Here is a 19,127-nt window from a genome sequence, read left to right as displayed (position 1 = left end):
CTAACCGAGCGTAATTAAAGCGTTACTGGGTTTCAGTGGTGAGTAATAAAAGAACAAGAATTTACAGTCTATTTCCTTTGGTATCGGCCAATGCTTTTTGGATGGTAAATTCGATATAAGTGCGATCGCGTTTTACAAGGCGCATTAAATCTTCGATCAGCTGATCTTCCTTACCTGGAGCAAAATCTAAAGGCTCGTTAGCTAGATCGCGGTATTTCCTCAAGAATTTTGTTTTTACTTTAAATGCAGTTTCTGCGGTAAGTTGAAAATTAGCCATAGCAAAATTTATTTGAGGCAAAAGTAAAAAATATTTGTGGCAGGTTTATGGGTTTTTAATGGATATGATAAAAAAAAGAAAAATAACTTTATGATTTTAGCATGATAATTGTGTTAAAAGTGCGTTATAAAATCGAATTAAGTATTTATACCAAAAAATCAAACCTTAAACACAATGAAAAAACTTATCTTATCTATTGTTTTCCTAACCGTGGGTTGGGCAACATCCCAGGCGCAAACTTTTAATCTTGGCTTAAAGGCCGGCGTTAACCTAGCCAAAATTAATGCTGACTTTGCCAGCGAAGAAAACCGTTTGGGTTATCAAATTGGTGCCTGGGCACGAATTGGCGGCGCAAGTTTCTATGTTCAGCCCGAAGCTTATATTGGCAGCAAGGGCAATAAATTTATCAGTTTTACCAATAACAGCAATACAGAAGTTGCGGCTGAGGGTAAAGTGAAATTTACAACTTTGGATGTGCCCGTTGTATTGGGAACAAAATTTGGCTCCAAAAACCTAAACTTTCGTTTAATGGCCGGACCTGTAATCTCCTTCATTTTAGATGACAGTTCTACCTTTAGCTCTGCCTATGCACAGGCCACAGATTTTAACAATTACAAAAATCAGGCTTTAGGCATTCAGGCTGGTGCAGGTGTAGATGTTGGCAGTATCTCTGTTGATTTACGTTACGAAGCCGGTATATCAAACATTAGCAAAAGTGACAAATACAAGCAAACGCCTAATTTATTTCAATTGAGCTTGGGCTTTAAAATTTTGTAATTTTTTGGCTAACAACGAATTAAATAGTTGATTGCCAGACTTATTTTGATTAAATTGGATTTAATGATCAATTAACATTAAATCCAATTTTATGAAAAACTTAGTTATTAAATTTTCAGTTGTGATGTTTGTTATACTGGCAACATCATTCAAAAGCAAAACATCAACCGGCTTTGTAACCCTCGAGGTTAGTTACATTCAAACCATGGGTGGCCATGCCACAGTACTCAATACGGATACCAATGTATCTTATGACATTACCGCTGTTGATACTTATGGGCAAACCGAGGTTCCGTATGGAAATTATATTTTAACCAGCGCATCTACAAATGCCTGCTCTCCTCCATTATTAAGCAGTGTAAGTACCTCTACAGGATCTGACACATTTTCAATTGATGACAGCAGCACATCTTTTACCATATATGCAAGTTGTTATTAACACGATTAAACGATCTACCAACTTAAATTAATTTATTAAATATTGATCATTAGATAACAAAAAAAAGCGTTCTGAAATTAATCGGAACGCTTTTTTTATAGGTAGATGTAGAGTTAAATTATTGCCAACCTGGATTTTGCTGCAATGTTCCAGCTGGATATAAACTGATCTGACCGGTTGGAATTGGCGATAAGTAATTTTTTGGATCAACAAAGGTTCTGGTTAAGGTAGTAGCGTATGGAATAATATAACCCTGTGCATTTCTTAAAACCTTACCATTATCTGGAACTTTGGCGCCCAAGAAAGCTTCAACATTTTGGGCTCTATCCAAATACTGTCCTTTTTTCCAACGCATTAAATCCTGATATCTAAAACCGTTCATCATCAGTTCTACTCTGCGCTCTCTACGGATTTCCCACATTAAAGGAGAAACATCTGCATCTCTTTTCGGATCAATAATGGCAGTTGTACCGGCAGATACATTTCCACCTCCCGTAACGGTAAGTTTGGTAATGCCCGCCCTTGTTCTTAAAAGATTTATAGATTTATCCATATCGGCCTGGGCAAAAGTTGCCTTACCCAATTGATCCAAAATCGCGGTAATTTCTGCATAGTTAAGCAACACTTCCGAGTAATAAAAAATCGGTGCATCAGTTTCATTATAAGGAGCCAATTGGTTTGATGCAGGATTTAAAAACTTAGAAGGACGATAACCCGTACTCGAGCTATATCCATTTACCAATGTACCGTTATAAGCCAGGAAATTATCAATTGTACCTAATAAACGGTTATCCCTGTTTGCTCTTAGGGTTGTAATCGTGTTATCGCCTTGATAAAGGGGCGATTGACTGATTGGCAAACCATCCGTTGCTGGATAAGAATCTACAGCCGATTTTGTTAAGCCACTCATTTGAGTTGTACTGTTGGTATAACCGATAACCGAGTGGGTTAATACACCAGCAAGATATTTTTTATACAGCAAGACTTCCTTATTTCCTGCCAGATCCATAGAGCTATAAATGCTTCTATAATCTGCATTAAGAACATATTTTCCGGTCATTAATTTTTCGCAGGCATCTTTTCCCTGCGTTAGAAATTTATCTGCATCAGGTAGAGATAATTCGGTATGGTATGTACGGTAAGAACCTTCGAAAAGACAGATTCTAGCTTTTAGAGCTAGGGCCACATCCCGGTTTACCACGTTATCACCATCGGTTACGCGAATATTTGCTACCGCATAATTGATATCACTTAAAACACTATCCATTACCAATTGGCGAGTATCCCGTGGCTTATAAATTACATCGGTTTGAGAAACATCCAAAGATTTGCTGATGTACGGAACTCCTCCAAATGTTTTTACTTTATTGAAATAATCCATTGCTCTAAAAAATTTCGCAACACCGTTCCAATGTTTTTTTGCTTCATCGCTCATTGGAACCTGATTAACTCTCTCCAACATAATATTGGCTTTGCGAACATAGGTCCAATCCCAATCGGCAGAAGTTGTTGGTGCTGTTAGTGCAAAGTTTTGGAAGGTCGAAGCATCCTGATCATCCGTTAGGGTAGAAAAATAAAAATCGGCTGTTGTTCCTGTTCCAAAACCTGTAAACAAGGCATAAAAGCCCCAGTTGTAAGTTCGAACATTGGTTTCACTCGTCCAGAAGTTATCATCAGAAAACTGATCTGGAGTATCTACATTTAAATCTTTAGAGCAACCAATGCCCAAGACCGCAATAAATGATAGATATAATATTGATTTAATTAGTTTCATGGTTCTTATTATAATGTTAAGTTAACACCGAAAGAATATTGTCTGTTAAACGGAAATGTACGGCCTGTGTAACCAGATTCTCCATCGGTCATTTCAGGATCAATCGGTGCGCCCACATTTGAAATGGTTGCAAGGTTTTGCCCGCTTAAGTAAATTCTAAATTTCTCTACACCATATTTTTTAAGCCAGTTATTTGGCAGGGTATAACCGATGGTTACATTTTTTAATCTGGCATAAGCTAAATTTAACAAATATTTAGTTTGAGGGTAAAAGTTATTTCCACTTGCCGGGAAGTTTGCAATTTTAGTTGCGCTGTTGCCAATATACGGGCGAGGATAAAATGCATTGGTATTTGTCGGTGTCCAGAAATCCAACTGATTGGCGTACATTATATCGGCATTGCCATAGGCAGGAATAATCATAGTTCCCAAGCCCCAATAACTGCGTTCTCCAACACCTTGAATGTACACATCTAAATCGAAACCTTTATACGTGCCACCTAAACGAGCACTGTACTGGTATCTTGGCTGCGTATTTCCGATTACCTTTAAATCTCCATGATCATCGGCTGTGCCCTTGCCTTGGTTAATTACACCATCACCGTTCAAATCTTTATACTTCACATCGCCTACGCCGTAAACAAAGTTTCCGTTTTGTAAAGAGGTTTGACTAGGAGAACTTGCCACTTCAGATGCAGATTGGAAATAACCATCGGTTTCAAAACCCCAGATTTCACCATATTGTTGCCCAACGTAATAACCGGCTCCATTTTGATAAATTAGATTAGATGGATTATTCCATTTCGTAAATACCGTTTTATTATCGGCAAGAGTTAAAGTGGCATATAGATTTAAATCTTTTCCAACCGGATAATTTAAATCCAAGCTAATTTCGTAACCACGATTTCTAAAATTACCTGCGTTAATTTTTGGTCCGGCTGCACCGAAGGTAGATGGAACCGAGGTAGATTGCAACATTCCTTTAGTATCTCTTTGATAATAATCTACTGATAAGCCTACATGGTTTTTCCAGAAACGGATATCCGTACCAAAATCTAACGTTTGGATTTTCTCCCAAGTTAAAGATTGTGCAACAGCTATTGGTGCTGCAACGCCCTGAACCAGTGTAGTACCTGCTGGCGTAATCCAGTTAACAGAAGATCCAGCCATTGTTGGAATATAATATTGGCCACCAACGTTCTGATTTCCTACCGAACCATACGATGCCCTGAATTTAACATCATCAACATATGGCTTAATAAAGCTCATAAATTTCTCTTCGGTTAAACGATAACCTGCAGAAGCTGATGGGAAAAAGCCCCAACGATCTAATTTAGAAAATGCGGATGAACCATCGTATCTTCCATTAACTTCCAATAAATATTTCCCTTTGTAATCGTAATTGAAACGACCGAAATAACCAGCATATGCGCCTACTGGATAAGAAACGGAACCATTAACTGTTCCATGATAACCACTTGCCAATTGTGTACCAACAGCTAAGGCAAGCTCGCCACGGGTAGGATCTAAAACTGTATTTTTCGCTGCCGTGAACTGAACATTGTCGTAATTTTCAGAGTTTACACCGGCAGTAATTTTAACATTATGATCTGTAGCAAATGTTTTTTGATAAGTAGCGTAAGCATTTAGCGTATTTACCATGTTTCTGGTTTCGCCGTAACTTACAATATCTTGCGATGCTGTTGCAATATTAGCTAAAAGCGGCGGTGTACCTGCAGTCCAGAAATCAAGTGCATTAATTGGCCCACCAACTTCATGTCTTAATGCATTGGATCTTCCGAGCGTATAATCTGCACGGATGTTTAGATCTTTGGTAATTTTAATTGTTGCACCCAAATCAACACGACTGTAATTTTCGGTTACGTTTGATGTTTGTGCATTTGCTAAATAAGCTGGCGTATGTCTAAAATAGTTGCCATTATACTGTCCATACGGAAAGTAAGAGCCCCATCTCCAGAAATAGTACCAGTAGTTTTGATATTGATAAGGATAATCGTACTTAAAGTTTCTGTATAAAAATTTAGCGTCTACATCCAACCATTTTGTGGCTGCAACATTTATTGCCCCAGAGATATTATACTTATTAATTTCATCTGGATTTAATTTAAAAATGCCGCCCTCATTTGCATAACCTCCAGATAAATAATATCCGATTTTATCACTTCCACCCTGCAGGCTTAAATTGTGATTAGATTGTGCCGTGTAGTCCTTTAGCATTTCCTTTTTTGGATCCCAAACCTTGTAGAAATATACCCTGCCGTCTACGTAATCGAAATCCTGACCTAAAATCATATCGTTACCGGTATTTGTAGCGGCATATTTGTTTTGCCAGTTTGCAATTCCATCTCTAAGTTTGGTTAACTGCATTCCAAAAGTTTCCGGTGATGTTGTACCTGCCCGAACTGATGCATCATATAAGGCCTGTAATTCAGGAACCGGATCAGAAAAATCTGCCAATACGGTAGGTTTGTTCCAAGAGAAGTTATTAGAGTACGAGATTTTTGTAGGGAGATTTTTCTTGCCCGATTTGGTTTTGATTAATACCACACCAAATGCTGCCCTTGCTCCGTAAATAGAGGTCGATGCCGCATCCTTTAAAACAGAAACACTTTCTATATCTGCCGGGTTAATGATAGAAAGATCGGGCGTTTCTACGTTATCTACAATAATTAAGGGTCTGCTGTTTCCGTTAATGGAACCCACTCCCCTAATATTGATGTTCGGACCAGCGGTTAAACCGCCATTTCCATAGGTAATGGTTAAACCAGGAACAACACCCTGTAGCGCTTTGGTTGGATCGTTTAAAGGCTTGCTTCCAAAAGTTTTTGCAACATCAACCGTGGTTACGGCTCCTGTTAAATTTACTTTCTTCTGCGTACCAAACCCCACCACCACAACTTCTTCCAACCCTTGTGCATCTGCAGCAAGGTTAACATTAATTGTGGCATTGTCGCCAATGGTTTTTTCCTGGCTTCCGTATCCTACGAAAGAAAATACCAGAACTTCGCCTTTGCTGGCCTTTATGGAGTATACCCCATTGCCATCTGTTTGTACAACGGTGGTTCCTGTTTTTACCTTAACGGAAACTCCGGGTACTGGTCCATCTGCCGATGTAACCTTACCGGTAACCGTTATTTGTTGCGCAATGGCATTGGCCAGCAACAAAAACGTACCGATAAACATTAAGAGTAGTTTTTTTTTCATAATAACCAATAAGAAATAATTGTTTGTTGTTGTTAGTAATTAGTTAGAATTTAAAACACGCACAATACCGCATGTTTTTGAATTTTAAGTAAATATCATAATTGTTTTCGACTTAAACACAAACATTTAGAGTATTTATATTGTAATTAGTTTGATATTATTGCACAAAACCGCATAATAGCGCAATTAAAATGGGTTCTAATCTCATTTTAATATTAAAAATTTAACATAAAAAAAGGCCGGCGCCATAAAGCGCCGACCATAATTAAACCAAAGAGAGAAAAAATTATCTGGTAAGAAAGAATCCTAAATAGGGTTTTCTTACGGCATCCGTTCTGCCTGTATAACCTGTTGCAAATGCTGTATAAATTCTTCTGTTAAGCATTGTACTTGCACTGGTATAAGTAGCAATTGCGGTTGTTCCGCCGGTGGCTCTTACCGTCCAAGCCAAAGCCGTTCCTGTTAAAACAGGGCGAATAAAGTATTCGCTTTCTTTTAAATAACCAACATTAGAGCAAACTAAAGTTGTACCATAATAAAGATCTACAGCCGGTACATTGGGCATTAAATTAACAAACTTATATTTTACCATACCAGAATCTGGAAGTGCGAAATTATCAAACGCAAACAGGCTTTTGGTATTGGTTGCCGTATCAGTTAAATGCAGTGTATAGGCTTTTCCGGCCTCAGCAGAAACCGAAGTTTTATATAAAACAACAGAATCTATACTTGTTCCCTTTTTAGGGATAGAGATAGAAACTTCGGAAGTTCCTGGATTGATAACCAGATAATCAGGTCTTGAATCGCCAAGGGTTCCATAACCACCGCCAGGATATGGATAACGGGTTTTAATTAAGGTACTAACCCTTTGTCCGTTAATATTAATCTGAACGTTTGGGTCTGCACTGTAAGCGATGTTGTAATTCACCTTCAACATTGCCTGATCATCTTTTAAAACTGTAAAATCTCCGTAGTTGATTTCGTTTTTGCCACAAGAGATTGCAAATGCAATTACCCCAAGGGCTAAAAATATTCTTATAATCGATTTCATATCTATAATTTTAATTTATGGAAGATTAGACCATGTTTCTTTGGTATGATAATCCGTTTGCAATCCACCCCATTTAGCCAGTTCATCCTGATTCCAGACATATTCAGAGCTATATCTCGGTCTTAAACGGTAAGCATATTTTCCGTTGTTTCTTTCAAAGAAATCTCCCGCCTCAAGCTGTTTATACGTTTTATATACTAAAGGATCGTAATGATATTTTCGCAAATCGCTCCATTGTTCCATGCCAGCCCAACCCCATTGTGCAATATACTTTTGTTGCATAATATCGGCTATTGTTAAGGCGCCCGCATTTTGAGCCACTTCTGTGCTTGCCAAATAGTTGTTAATCTCTGTCGTCGAAATGGTAGCGGGAGCTGGCGAACCCGTTCTTCCATAAAGATTAATAAAATCCATGTGCCCTTTAATTCCGTTTACGTAAGCTGTGAATGCAGTACCCGTTGTTCCTTTTCTAAATAAGGCTTCTGCTTTTGCAAACTGTAGCTGAGCATAACTCATAATCGGATAGCGAGCCGCATTTGAATAAATGTATTTTCCAGGAAACGGTACTGTAGATGTTCCGGTTAATGCACCCAAAATATGTGGTGTTGCTGCAGTTCCGGCAAAAGGCAAAGCTCCTCTATAAACACCTGAAACCGGGATAGGATTCATCATTCGTGTTAATCTAGGATCTACACCTGGCGTAGTTGGATCAACCGCAGCTGTACCTCTAACACCACCGGTTAATAAGCTAACAACTGGCTGACCAATTCTACCATAGGTAGGTGCTGTAGTTGCTGTTGCTGTGTACATTCCAAAATTCTGGCTAAATGGATTTGAATCATTACTGTTAGATCCTCCAAAATTTATCGTTGCATCATCAGCAGCTGAAGTAAAAGATAAATCGACATATTTTACAACACTATCTGCATATTGGGTATTGAATTCTGCCTTGTTAATTAGGTGGCTATATTGTTGAGCCAACAAACCATATACAAATTTTCTCCATTTAACTCGATCGCCTTTATACATTTGATCTCCTGAAACACCTGCCAATAAAGCCGCAGTACCATTCGCATCGGTTTTATTAAAGCATTCTAAGGCCTTTTGGCTCCACTGGCGAACCCTTGCATAAACCTCTGGCTGATCCTGGTATTTAAATTTTAACTGGTTTGCATAAGCTTCATCTAAAATAACCGGCCCGTGAGCATCCGTTAACAATTGAAAGCCCCAAGCTTTAATTGCATAACCAATTCCGGCGTAAGTCCATTTATTCGTTGCTTCTGCATCCTTGATCATATCTTCCAGATTCAATCCGAAATTTATATAAACCATTCTCCACATCGATCCGCCCAAATCACTGGCGGATTGATATCCATGTTTTTCCCATGCAACAGTAAAGGTTGTTACATCCTGTCCAAACATATCCTGGGTATATTTAAAAATCAACCTATTATCTGTAGCCGTGTTGTTTGCCATTTGAAACATAATCGGCGAAAGCAGATATTCTGCCTTGGTAACTTGTGGCGTAGCAGGATCTGTATTTACATCGAGCCATTTTTTACAGCTTGTTATGCACAGCACAACAGCCGAAAACATTATTATTTTAAGATATTTCATGTTCTTACAATTTTAAACGGAAACCAATATTTACACCTAGTGGCCTTCCCATATTTCCATAATCTATACCATAACCACCAGCACCACCCAATGATGGGTTATTGGAATTTGCATCAGGATCTGTACCTGAATAATTGGTAATTAAAAAAACATCTGTTAAGGTTACGTACGCACCCAAACCCTGAAAAACTTTTGTTCTTGAAAGCATTTTAGCCGGAAAATCGTACGAAACGGTTACGTCTCTTAATCTTAAGGATTTGATGTTTTTTTCTACAAACATTTCTGGAGCAATACCGCTTGTGGTTGAGCTGTAATAATTCGTATTGGCAGAAGGGGTAACCAAAATGGTATTAACTGTAGGATTTGCTGTATTTTCCAAACCATCTTTTAAAACTCCAGTAATTACCCTTGGCACATCTCTATCAAGTGTTTTAACACTCAAGCCTCTTCTATACAATTCATACTGGGTTTGATTATACACATCGCCGCCTACTCTTAAATCTAGCAAAAAGGAAACATTAAAGCTCTTATAGTTGAAGCTGTTTACAAAGCCCAAATTAAACTTAGGTGTTCTATCTCCTATTACCGGGAATTCCTGATCGCTTCCTAAAATAGGCAAGCCAGTTGCCGGATTAATTAAAAGATCTCCTCTGCTATTGCGTTGGTTAACCCAACCAGAAATGGCAAGCGTACTTGCGCCAGGGAATACGGCACCTCTTAAACCATTTGCAACCCAGGTATCAGAATCGTAAAGCTCTGGCAATTCATCTGCTATCGATAACACAGTTCCTTTGTTGTGCGTAAAGTTAAAAGTCATATCCCAATTGAAATCTTTCGATCGGAAGGGCGAACCTTTTAACTGAATTTCGACACCCTTATTTACCACATCACCACCATTCATCAACCGAATTACAGAACCTGTTCCGTAGCTAATTCTCGGTGCAATAATCTGTTTGTGGCTATTAAGCGTGTAGTAGGTAAAATCTACGCTGATGCGATCTTTTAGAAATCCAAACTCAAAACCTGTTTCGAAATTTTTTGTTTGCTCTGGTACTAAATCTGGATTCCCACCATTGGCAAGATCATAATTAAATCCACCGCCAGTACTATTTACCGTTAATAACCTGGTAGCCAAAGCATACGCTTTATAGGGTTCTTTACCGGTTATACCATAAGAAGCCCTCAATTTACCACTACTAAAAACATCCCATTTCTTTACCGATTCCAGCTCAGTAAAATTAAACGCCAGACTCGCCGATGGATAAGCGAAATATGGATTGCTCGGCATTAACCTTGAAGCGGCATCAACCCGACCAGAAAGTGTTAAAAATATTAAAGACTGGTAACCCAAAACGGCCTGACCAAAAGCACCTGCATTTCTGTAGCGATTAATGGTTAACCTAGCCGATTGTGTTGATGGTAGGGTATTGTTGATGCTATAAAAATCTGGATCGAACATATTTTGTCCTCTGGCAGAATTAACTGTATTATTTACATCAGAAAAGTTGGCACCAATGATGTAGGTGTTATTAAACTTTCCGAATTTATGCACTGCCGATGCCGTAACCGAACCATCCAATCGTTTGTTTAGAGATTGGTAAGTATTTATTGTGCCTCCCGTTGGCGTTGCCGCACTTCCAGATCCCGAATAAGATTGAGTATGATAAACGGTTATTCCGGTTGTGTTGGAAAGATTGGTTCCCAAAATTCCTGTAACGGTTAACCATTTGGTTGGTTTGTAAGAAAGATTTGCATTACCAACAATGGCATTCGTTTTATCTTCAGATAAATTTTTATTTACATCCCAAAACGGATTATCGCTTTCACTATAAATTGTACCGGTTGTAACTACTCTATTTCCAACCGGATCAATCCAATTGTTTACATCAAATCTGGATGGGAATCTTAATAAACCCATTAAATAACCTTGAACACCTTTATTTGCCTTTTTATTGTAAGCATTGGTGTAGCTAAATCTTGTGGTTACCTTAATCTTATCAGAAACCGGAATTACTCCAGTTACGCTTGATGAAAATCGCTGATACCTTGTGGTAGGAATGGTTCCTTTATTATCTGTGTATTCGTTAGACCATCTATAAGTTAAAGCTTCTTTTCCACCTTCTACAACCACGTTATGTTTTTGTGCTGTACCTGTTTTAAAGAAACTTCCAACGTTATCATAAATTGGTAATCCCTCTGGATATTTCGGTCCGAAGAAGTTAAACGAGCCACCATTGAAAATACCATTTGCATCACCCTGGCCATAAACCTGCTGAACTTCTGGCGAATTATTAACCGTTTCAATTCTTAACGAACCATTGTATGAAACAGTCGATTTACCAACCTTAGCTTTTTTTGTTGTAATTACGATGGCACCACTGGCGCCCAAATTACCATAAAGTGCTGTTGCTTCTGGGCCTTTTAAAATTGTATAGCTTTCAATATCTGCTGGGTTAATATCCGATGCCCGGTTGGTATAATCCTGACTTCTATTATTACCGTTCATGGCCGTACTCCCCTGGTTTAACACCGAGTTATCGATCGGAACCCCATCCAAAACAATTAATGGAGAATTGTCGCCTGTCATGGAAACAATCCCTCTTAATACAATTTGCGATGATGCTCCCGGATCGCCAGAGGTTTGGTTTACGAACAAACCCGGAACCCTTCCTGCTAAACCGTTAATAAAATTTTCTCTACCGGTTTGGGTAACTTCATCGCCGCTAACTTTTGGGGTAGAGTAGCCTAAACTTTTGGCATTTCTTTCAATACCATAGGCCGTAACCACTACTTCGTTTAGCGTGCTGGCATCTTGCCTAAGCACAACATTAATTGTGCTATTAGCGCCTACTGTTTTTTCTTGAGTAACGTAACCTACATAGGTGAAGGTTATTACATCAGATTTAAGCGCTTTAATACTGTAAAGCCCGTTAGAATTTGTTTGGGCGATAACATTCGTTCCCTTAACACGAATGGATACGCCTGGTACTGGTCCATCATCAGATGTGACCTTTCCCGTCACGGTGATTTGTTGCGCAAAGACATGCGCAATCAAAAAAACCCCAGCAAGAAAAGTTAGGAGTAGTTTTTTCTTCATAAAACTGCTTTAAGAAATGGTTAAAATGAAATTAGTTGTTGTTCCGGTTTCATGTTTAAACACGCATAATAACGCATTATAACATTAGTTATCGTAAATATATAAATGTTTTTTAATATAAAAACAAAATTATGTGTAACATTTGCAATAAGCCTCAAAACTTTATCGCATAAAAACGCAAAAACACGCAAAATTTAGAAAATCACAAAATCTTTTATACATTCGTTTAAACCAAACCATCTTTATGCTGAAGAAAGAACGCCATGATTTTATTATGCGCCAAATTAACTTACATAATCGGGTGCTTACTTCCGATTTAGTTCAATTGCTTAACGTTTCCGAAGATACCATTCGAAGGGATTTACAGGAATTGGTTGATGAAGGCCTTCTTTTTAAGGTTCATGGAGGAGCACTTTCAAAATCATATCACAGCTCTTTTGATGACAGTACCGTGTATGCAAGAGATAGCAAAATCATTATTGCTAAAAAAGCTACCGATCTGATTAAAGATGGCATGGTGGTTCTTATTGGAGGCGGAACAACGATTTTAGAATTTGCTAAACAGTTGCCACAGGGCTTATCTGGAACTTTTTTTACCATAAGTCCTTTGGTTGCGGTAGAACTTGCCAAGTACAATAATATTGAAGTGATTTTGATTGGTGGTTTGTTTTCGAAAAACTCACAGATTACCTATGGTGGCCATGTAATTTCTCAACTATCAGAAATCAAGGCCGATTTGTGCTTAATGGGAACAAGTGCACTCCATCCAGAAGGTGGTTTAACCGATACCGACTGGGAAATTAATCAACTTAAAAAAGCAATGCTGGCCTGCTCGAAAAAATCAGCGGTTCTGTGTATATCGGAGAAACTTGATATAACGCTAAGGCTAAAAGTCTGCCCCATCGAAAGCATTAGTTATTTGGTTACAGAGTTAGATAAGGATCACGAATCGTTATCAAAATATCAAGTTAAGGATGTAAATATATTATAAAACAAAAGGCTCGAAAAAATCGAGCCTTTTGTTTTGTTTGCTAAAATGATGGGTCAGCAGGTGTATTTGGATTATTATCTCTTTCTTGGAAAGGATAAGGGAAGAAGTTTCTTTTCCTATCAGTTAAAGGCTGATTGAACCTTCTCATATCTTCAATTTTTAAACCAGAAGCATACAATTCGATTGAACGGTGTTTATAAATAAGATCAAGCAATTGTTGTTGCGTGTATGGCCCGGTTAATGCCGGAAGTGCTGCCGCAACTCCAAACAGATCTGATGTTTTGGTAACCACTTTATTCAGTTCGATAAGCGAATTGGTTAAATCTGGTTGCCTTGCATAAGCTTCTGCTTTAATTAACGTAATCTCTCCTGGCAAATAAATCGGAAAAGGAGATGCTGTTGCTGCAGCAAAACCATTCATCCTCAAAGTTGCAGGACTGCCCACCAAAACCGTATAAAATGGGATTCTTTTATCGGCCGCATCTGGCACGTTTGCTCCAGTAAGTCCTAAATTCGCATTTAATGGCTGGAAAACGTTATTCGAAGAGATAATTGTAAATAAAATATTTGGCGATGTTGCATCAAATTTAAAGAAAGATGTTTTCGTCAAATCTACCGCGTTTGCCTCAGTTAAGGCCAAAGTATAGTTTCCGCCAAATAAAGCATATCTAGCTTTTAAGGCATGGAGTGTATTTACAATATTAACATCAGATGGTACATTGCTGGCAAAACTTGCTGAAATTGGATTAGCGGCGACAACAGCAAGTGCATTATCCAAAACCGAAATGGCCTTTGTAAAGCCCGCGGCCCTTGTAATAAAACCAACATTTTTGCCTGTTCCATCTGGAATTTTTTCCCAGTACTGAGACATATTGCCAATTGCAAGCGCTTTAAAAATGCTCGAATAAGCGATTAAACCAGATGCATATCCTTTATCACCTAAATTATTCGCATTAGAAATTACCAAGTCTGCATCGTAAACAATCTTATTGGCGCTTGTCCATAAATTAAATAAAATGGTGTTTGTTCCATCTACAGCGCTTCCTCCGGTACTTAACTGTAACTCGGGAATGTTACCCGCATTTAACAAGGAAAGTTCGTTTGTTACAAAACCATTGGCCGCAATCGAGTTAAACATAACACCAGTTCTGCTTAATGTATAAACGCGTTGTAAACCAATTGCAACAGCCGTTAAACCTTGTTGTGTCGTTAACGCGACATCTGTTTTTGCTCTTGCTGGATCTTGATATTCTTTTGTACACGAAGATGAAAACAACATCCCAGATAGTGCAAGACAGGTTATATATTTTGAAGTATTATTTCTTAAACTTTTCATAAAATTTCCTTTAACGATTAAAATTTAACTTGTAAACCTAAACTAAAGGTTCTTGGAATTGGAACTGAACCAAAATCGATATTTCTTAAAATTGTAGATTGACCACCCGAATTCAGCTCTGGATCATATCCTTTGTAATTATCCCAAGAAACTAGGTTTCTTCCGCTTAGCGTAACTGTTAAATCTCTTAAATACTTAACCTTTCCAATATTGTAACTTAAAGAAACCTCTCTAAGCTTTACAAAAGAACCATCATCAATTCTCCATTCTTCTGTAGCATAAACTCCTGCAACATAACCTCTAGGTACTTGACCAAGATCTTCTGCCTCGGCTACTTTACCATTCCCAACACCTTGACGCGTTCTCCAATCTGCATTCCAAACATCGCCACCTTGCACGGCATCTAGTTGAATGTGAAGATTAAACTTTTTGTAGGTAAAATCATTTACAAAAGAGGCGGTGTAATCTGGGTTTGGATTTCCAAGAACCTTACGAAGGGTTGTTCCGGTTGGAAGTCCGTTTGCATCACGTTGAGGTGTAAAAGTTGTTGTAGAATTTTGGATTCCTTTTTCTAATTGAGGAATGCCTGCAGCGTTGGTTAACAAACTTCCATCTGGATTACGAGCAAAGAATGTTCCGTAAAAAACACCAATTGCCTGTCCGTCGATAATTGCAACAGGAGCGCCAGGATTGGTACTGAAAAGCCTTAAACCTCCAACGTTAAGGGCCTCATTTCTGTTTCTATTAAATACAACTGTTGTATTCCAGCTAAAATCTTTTGCCTTTAATGGTGTTCCGCCCAAAACAACTTCGATACCTTTATTTCTCAACGATCCAATATTATCTAAGAAGCTTGAGAAACCCGTTGATGGCGCCGTAACGCTTGCGATTAACAAATCGCTAACTTTTTTATTATACCAGTTAAATTGTAATGACAATCTATTTTTAAAGAACGACATATCGGTTCCCAACTCCAACTCACGTTGACGCTCTGGCTTAACATTTTCGTTTGCCAGGGTTGCGCTAGAGAATAAAGAAGCTCTGCCTAAAAACGACTGGGTTGAGTAAGCATTAATTCTATCATATGCACCAATTCCGGTTAAGTTACCCGATTCGCCATAAGCTGCTCTAATTTTAAAAGTGTCCCACCAAGATGACACACCAAAATCTTTCCAATAATCGGCAGATGATAATACATAACTCGCATTTCCTTTAAAGTAGGTTTGAGTTCTGTTATCAGCCCCAAAAACGGTTGATTGATCTACCCTTACTGCGCCCGTTAAAAAGAAATGATCTTTGTATTTAAAAGTCTGTTGCAAATAACCGCCAGTTACGGATAGCTGAGTTCTACCATCAACACTTGGCAATTGCGTAGCCGCAGCATTAACCGTTTGAATTAAAGGCGCAAGTCCGCGACCGTTAACCAATTGATATCGAGTTTGCTCATATTGAAATGAATAACCCAATTGTGTAGTAGATGAAATTAAATCCGAAATTTTAGCCTGATAGGTTGCATTAATTTCATTGTTAAACTGGAAAGCGTTGTTGCTGGCAGCACTTGCGTAACCATTTAAAGTACCATCTAAAGTAGCGCCACCGCCATAAAAATCGGGATTAACATTGTATGCAAAAGGTGGTATGTACGTCGATCCATTTGATCCAGAATTATCGGCACCGATTAAGAAATTTAAGGTTAGATTTTTTACTGGGTTTAATTTCAAATTTGCGCTGGCAATTATTCTATTTGTTTCTTGGCGCTGTTTAATATCTTCAATTACCGAAACAGGGTTAACCCGGCCACGTTCGCCCACTGCCAGTAAGTTTCCATTGGCATCTCTCGCAAAAATATCATGAAAATTACCAATAATGGTTACTGAATTCATTGGAGAGAAAAACGAGTTTCCATCAGGTTTCTCGTCTGCAGCACTTCTAATATAATTCATTCCAACGCTTAAAGAAGCCCAATCTGTAATCTTTTGATCAACATTGGCTCTTAAATTATATCGGGTGAAATCGGTATTTTTAATAATCCCCTGATTGGTAAAATAGCTTGCCGAAGTATAGAATTTGGTATTGTCCGTTCCTCCGCTTACAGAAACCGTATTGTCTGTTCCGTAACCGGTTTGGAAAATATAATCTTGATAATTATATCGGGTTACAGGTGTTGTATTGGTTAAGGTCGGCGTTAAAATATCCTGCGTTTGCGTGTTTACCGAGCCACCAAATTTAATCGGGGCCTGATTTACTTCAACCTGTTTGCGAAGTTCGCTCATGGTTAAACTCGTATTAAAACTTACTTGAGCCTTACCGCTTACGCCTCTTTTGGTAAAGATCTGAATTACACCGGAGTTTGCTCTAGAACCATAAATTGCAGCAGCGGCAGCACCATTTAAAACCTCTATCCGATCAATATCAGCCGGATTAATATCCACCATTCTATTTTGTCCGATACTTCCAACAAAGTTACCTCCATCATAATTTGCAGAAGTATTGGTAACGCGAGTGGTTGAGTTATTTACAATTACTCCATCGATAATGTAAAGCGGCTCTGATGATGAGTTTACAGAACTAATACCCCTTAACCTTACCGACATTCCTCCGGCAGGATCACCAGAGTTTTGACTAATCTGTGCCCCTGCCGTTTTGCCTTGTAAAGATGAAAGCACGTTTCCGCTTGGGGCTTTATTTAAATCATCGCCCTTAACAGTACTTACATAACTGCCCAATTCTTTTCGGGTTGTACCTGCAGATGTACCTGTAACAATCACTTCGTCTAAGCCTACAGCATCTCCTGCTAAAGATGCACCCAGCTGAACGGAGGTATCATCGCCCAATGTTATAGTTTGCACATTGGCTTTGTAACCCACAAAAGAAAACTGAAGCTGATATTTACCAGGTGCTAAATCTACTGCGAACGAGTACGCTCCGGTGCTACTCGTGCTGGTTGCTAATGTTGTGTTTAATATTTTAACAACTACTCCTGGGATGGGATCGTTATTAGAAGCATCGGTTACTTTTCCACTAATGGTATAACGCTTGCTCTGAGCCTGCGCCATTTCTGTAAACAAGAGCAACAGCAATGGCATCATCAAAATTGCTAGAAACTTTGATGACCATTTTAGGTAACTTTTTTCCATAAAATTTGGTTTTGTTAGTATTGATTAGGATTTAAACAAATTTAACAAAATCCGCAACATAGAAAATTTTTTATTCGGGCAAGCTAATTTTACCCATACAAACAGAAGGCACGCCCTGCCTGTTGCCAAAGTTTATTGGCTTTCCGCAAAGGGTTTCATTAGCAAGCACGGCAAAAAGTACCGCTTCTTTAGCATCTGGATCGATGTTTAAATCGTCTGTAGTGGCAAAAGCAGATTTAGGCAAAGATTCTTTTAAAAGCTTAACCAACAATGGATTATGCATTCCGCCGCCACTCATAAAAACTTTTGCCTTCGCATCATTTCCAAAACATTTTTTTATTGCATCGCTAATGGTTACGGCCGAAAAGTGGCAAAGCGTAGCCATTACATCTTCAGGTTTTAAGTTTTGTGTTGATGAAATTTTTTGGGCTTCTATCAAATAATCCAGATTAAACAATTCTGGCCCAGTTGTTTTTGGAAAATCGAAACTAAAGAAATCACAATTCAGCAAAGCTGATAATAGATTCTGATTGTACGTTCCTGTTAAGGCCACTGATGCATTTTTATCGTAAAACTGATTGTAATGCTTTTGCATGTACTGATCCATCAAGGTATTGCCAGGGCCAACATCGGTAGAAAAAATCTCACTCGCATTTAAATTTCCTGGCAAGTAAGTGAAGTTGGCAATACCCCCAATGTTTAACATTACTCGATCCTCATCTGTCTTCGAAAACATTAAATAATCTCCATAAACAGCTAAAGGGGCGCCTTCACCGCCAGTAGCCAAATGCTTTTGTCTGAAATCAGATAAAGTGATGATCCCGGTTTTAACGGCTATATGATCTCCATCACCAATCTGCAAAGTACCATTTGGATAATCATCCATTTTGTGTAATGATTTTGGTGCATGGAAAATGGTTTGCCCATGGCTGGCTATAAAATCAATTTCTTCATTTTTATAACCCCATTCTTCCAAAGCATTATTGATTAAATCGGCATGAGTATTGGCAATGTGCTCGTTCATTAAGCAAACCAATTGCAAATCGACTTGCTTTTTCGAAAAAACCGCTTTTATCTTGGCTCGGAAATCATCGGTAAAATCTCCCGTTTTAAATTTTAAAACTTTAATATCGGTTTCTGCACCATGGCCACAAACACGGCAAAGGGCAATGTCCAACCCATCCATCGATGTGCCGCTCATTAAACCGATAATCAATCGCTCGCTTTTACTGGCTTTGTTGTATAGTTCTTGTATTTGGCTGTTCATGAGGTTATTTTTTTCAAAACGATCAAACGTTTGTTCTTTACATTAAGGACAATTTGCAGAAATAGTTGGAATAAAAGTAGATAACCTTTGTTAGAAATTGAGCATAACTCTCTATATTTACTGCTCCGTACATTAAAATC

The 19,127-nt window shown here is 38.4% G+C and carries 12 protein-coding genes; 3 read left to right on the top strand and 9 right to left on the bottom strand.

Annotated features, from left to right (window positions below):
- Positions 1-61 precede the first annotated feature (61 nt).
- A complete protein-coding gene (locus DF947_RS07265) occupies positions 62-277 on the bottom strand; it encodes a hypothetical protein (protein WP_109925480.1) in 216 nt (71 codons plus the stop codon).
- Positions 278-451: 174 nt separating this feature from the next.
- Here DF947_RS07265 and DF947_RS07260 point away from each other — a divergent pair, with 174 nt between their 5' ends.
- A complete protein-coding gene (locus DF947_RS07260; protein ID WP_109929030.1) occupies positions 452-1,054 on the top strand; it encodes a porin family protein in 603 nt (200 codons plus the stop codon).
- A gap of 91 nt (positions 1,055-1,145) precedes the next feature.
- Positions 1,146-1,493, top strand: coding sequence for a hypothetical protein (locus tag DF947_RS07255; protein ID WP_109929029.1), 348 nt, complete (start codon positions 1,146-1,148; stop codon positions 1,491-1,493).
- 118 nt (positions 1,494-1,611) lie between these two features.
- Here the strand turns inward: DF947_RS07255 and DF947_RS07250 are convergent, their stop codons facing one another.
- The 5 genes from DF947_RS07250 to DF947_RS07230 form a co-directional block, all read right to left on the bottom strand.
- The gene (locus DF947_RS07250) at positions 1,612-3,267 is read right to left on the bottom strand and encodes a RagB/SusD family nutrient uptake outer membrane protein (protein WP_109929028.1); all 1,656 of its coding nucleotides are present in this window, start codon (positions 3,265-3,267) and stop codon (positions 1,612-1,614) included.
- An 8-nt stretch (positions 3,268-3,275) separates the two neighbouring features.
- Positions 3,276-6,491 carry a SusC/RagA family TonB-linked outer membrane protein gene (locus DF947_RS07245; RefSeq protein WP_109929027.1) on the bottom strand — a complete coding sequence of 1,072 codons (3,216 nt, stop codon included), beginning with the start codon at positions 6,489-6,491 and terminating at the stop codon, positions 3,276-3,278.
- Positions 6,492-6,777: 286 nt separating this feature from the next.
- A complete protein-coding gene (locus tag DF947_RS07240) occupies positions 6,778-7,542 on the bottom strand; it encodes a DUF4397 domain-containing protein (protein ID WP_109929026.1) in 765 nt (254 codons plus the stop codon).
- A gap of 15 nt (positions 7,543-7,557) precedes the next feature.
- Entirely contained in the window at positions 7,558-9,159 is a 1,602-nt protein-coding gene (locus DF947_RS07235) for a SusD/RagB family nutrient-binding outer membrane lipoprotein (RefSeq protein ID WP_109929025.1), read from the bottom strand.
- Positions 9,160-9,163: 4 nt separating this feature from the next.
- Entirely contained in the window at positions 9,164-12,256 is a 3,093-nt protein-coding gene (locus tag DF947_RS07230; protein ID WP_109929024.1) for a SusC/RagA family TonB-linked outer membrane protein, read from the bottom strand.
- Between the two features lie 244 nt (positions 12,257-12,500).
- Here DF947_RS07230 and DF947_RS07225 point away from each other — a divergent pair, with 244 nt between their 5' ends.
- Positions 12,501-13,247, top strand: coding sequence for a DeoR/GlpR family DNA-binding transcription regulator (locus DF947_RS07225; protein WP_109929023.1), 747 nt, complete (start codon positions 12,501-12,503; stop codon positions 13,245-13,247).
- A 40-nt stretch (positions 13,248-13,287) separates the two neighbouring features.
- Here DF947_RS07225 and DF947_RS07220 read toward each other — a convergent pair whose 3' ends face one another.
- The 3 genes from DF947_RS07220 to DF947_RS07210 all read right to left on the bottom strand — a co-directional run bounded on the left by DF947_RS07220 (position 13,288) and on the right by DF947_RS07210 (position 18,987).
- Positions 13,288-14,583: a RagB/SusD family nutrient uptake outer membrane protein gene (locus DF947_RS07220; protein ID WP_109929022.1), complete on the bottom strand. Its 1,296-nt coding sequence runs from the start codon at positions 14,581-14,583 to the stop codon at positions 13,288-13,290.
- A gap of 17 nt (positions 14,584-14,600) precedes the next feature.
- Positions 14,601-17,720 carry a SusC/RagA family TonB-linked outer membrane protein gene (locus DF947_RS07215; RefSeq protein ID WP_109929021.1) on the bottom strand — a complete coding sequence of 1,040 codons (3,120 nt, stop codon included), beginning with the start codon at positions 17,718-17,720 and terminating at the stop codon, positions 14,601-14,603.
- A 70-nt stretch (positions 17,721-17,790) separates the two neighbouring features.
- A complete protein-coding gene (locus DF947_RS07210; RefSeq protein WP_109929020.1) occupies positions 17,791-18,987 on the bottom strand; it encodes an anhydro-N-acetylmuramic acid kinase in 1,197 nt (398 codons plus the stop codon).
- Positions 18,988-19,127: the final 140 nt, after the last annotated feature.

The sequence above is a fragment of the Pedobacter paludis genome, from assembly GCF_003173575.1.
Classification (GTDB): domain Bacteria; phylum Bacteroidota; class Bacteroidia; order Sphingobacteriales; family Sphingobacteriaceae; genus Pedobacter; species Pedobacter paludis.
This window is presented reverse-complemented; position numbering and strand designations above follow the sequence as displayed.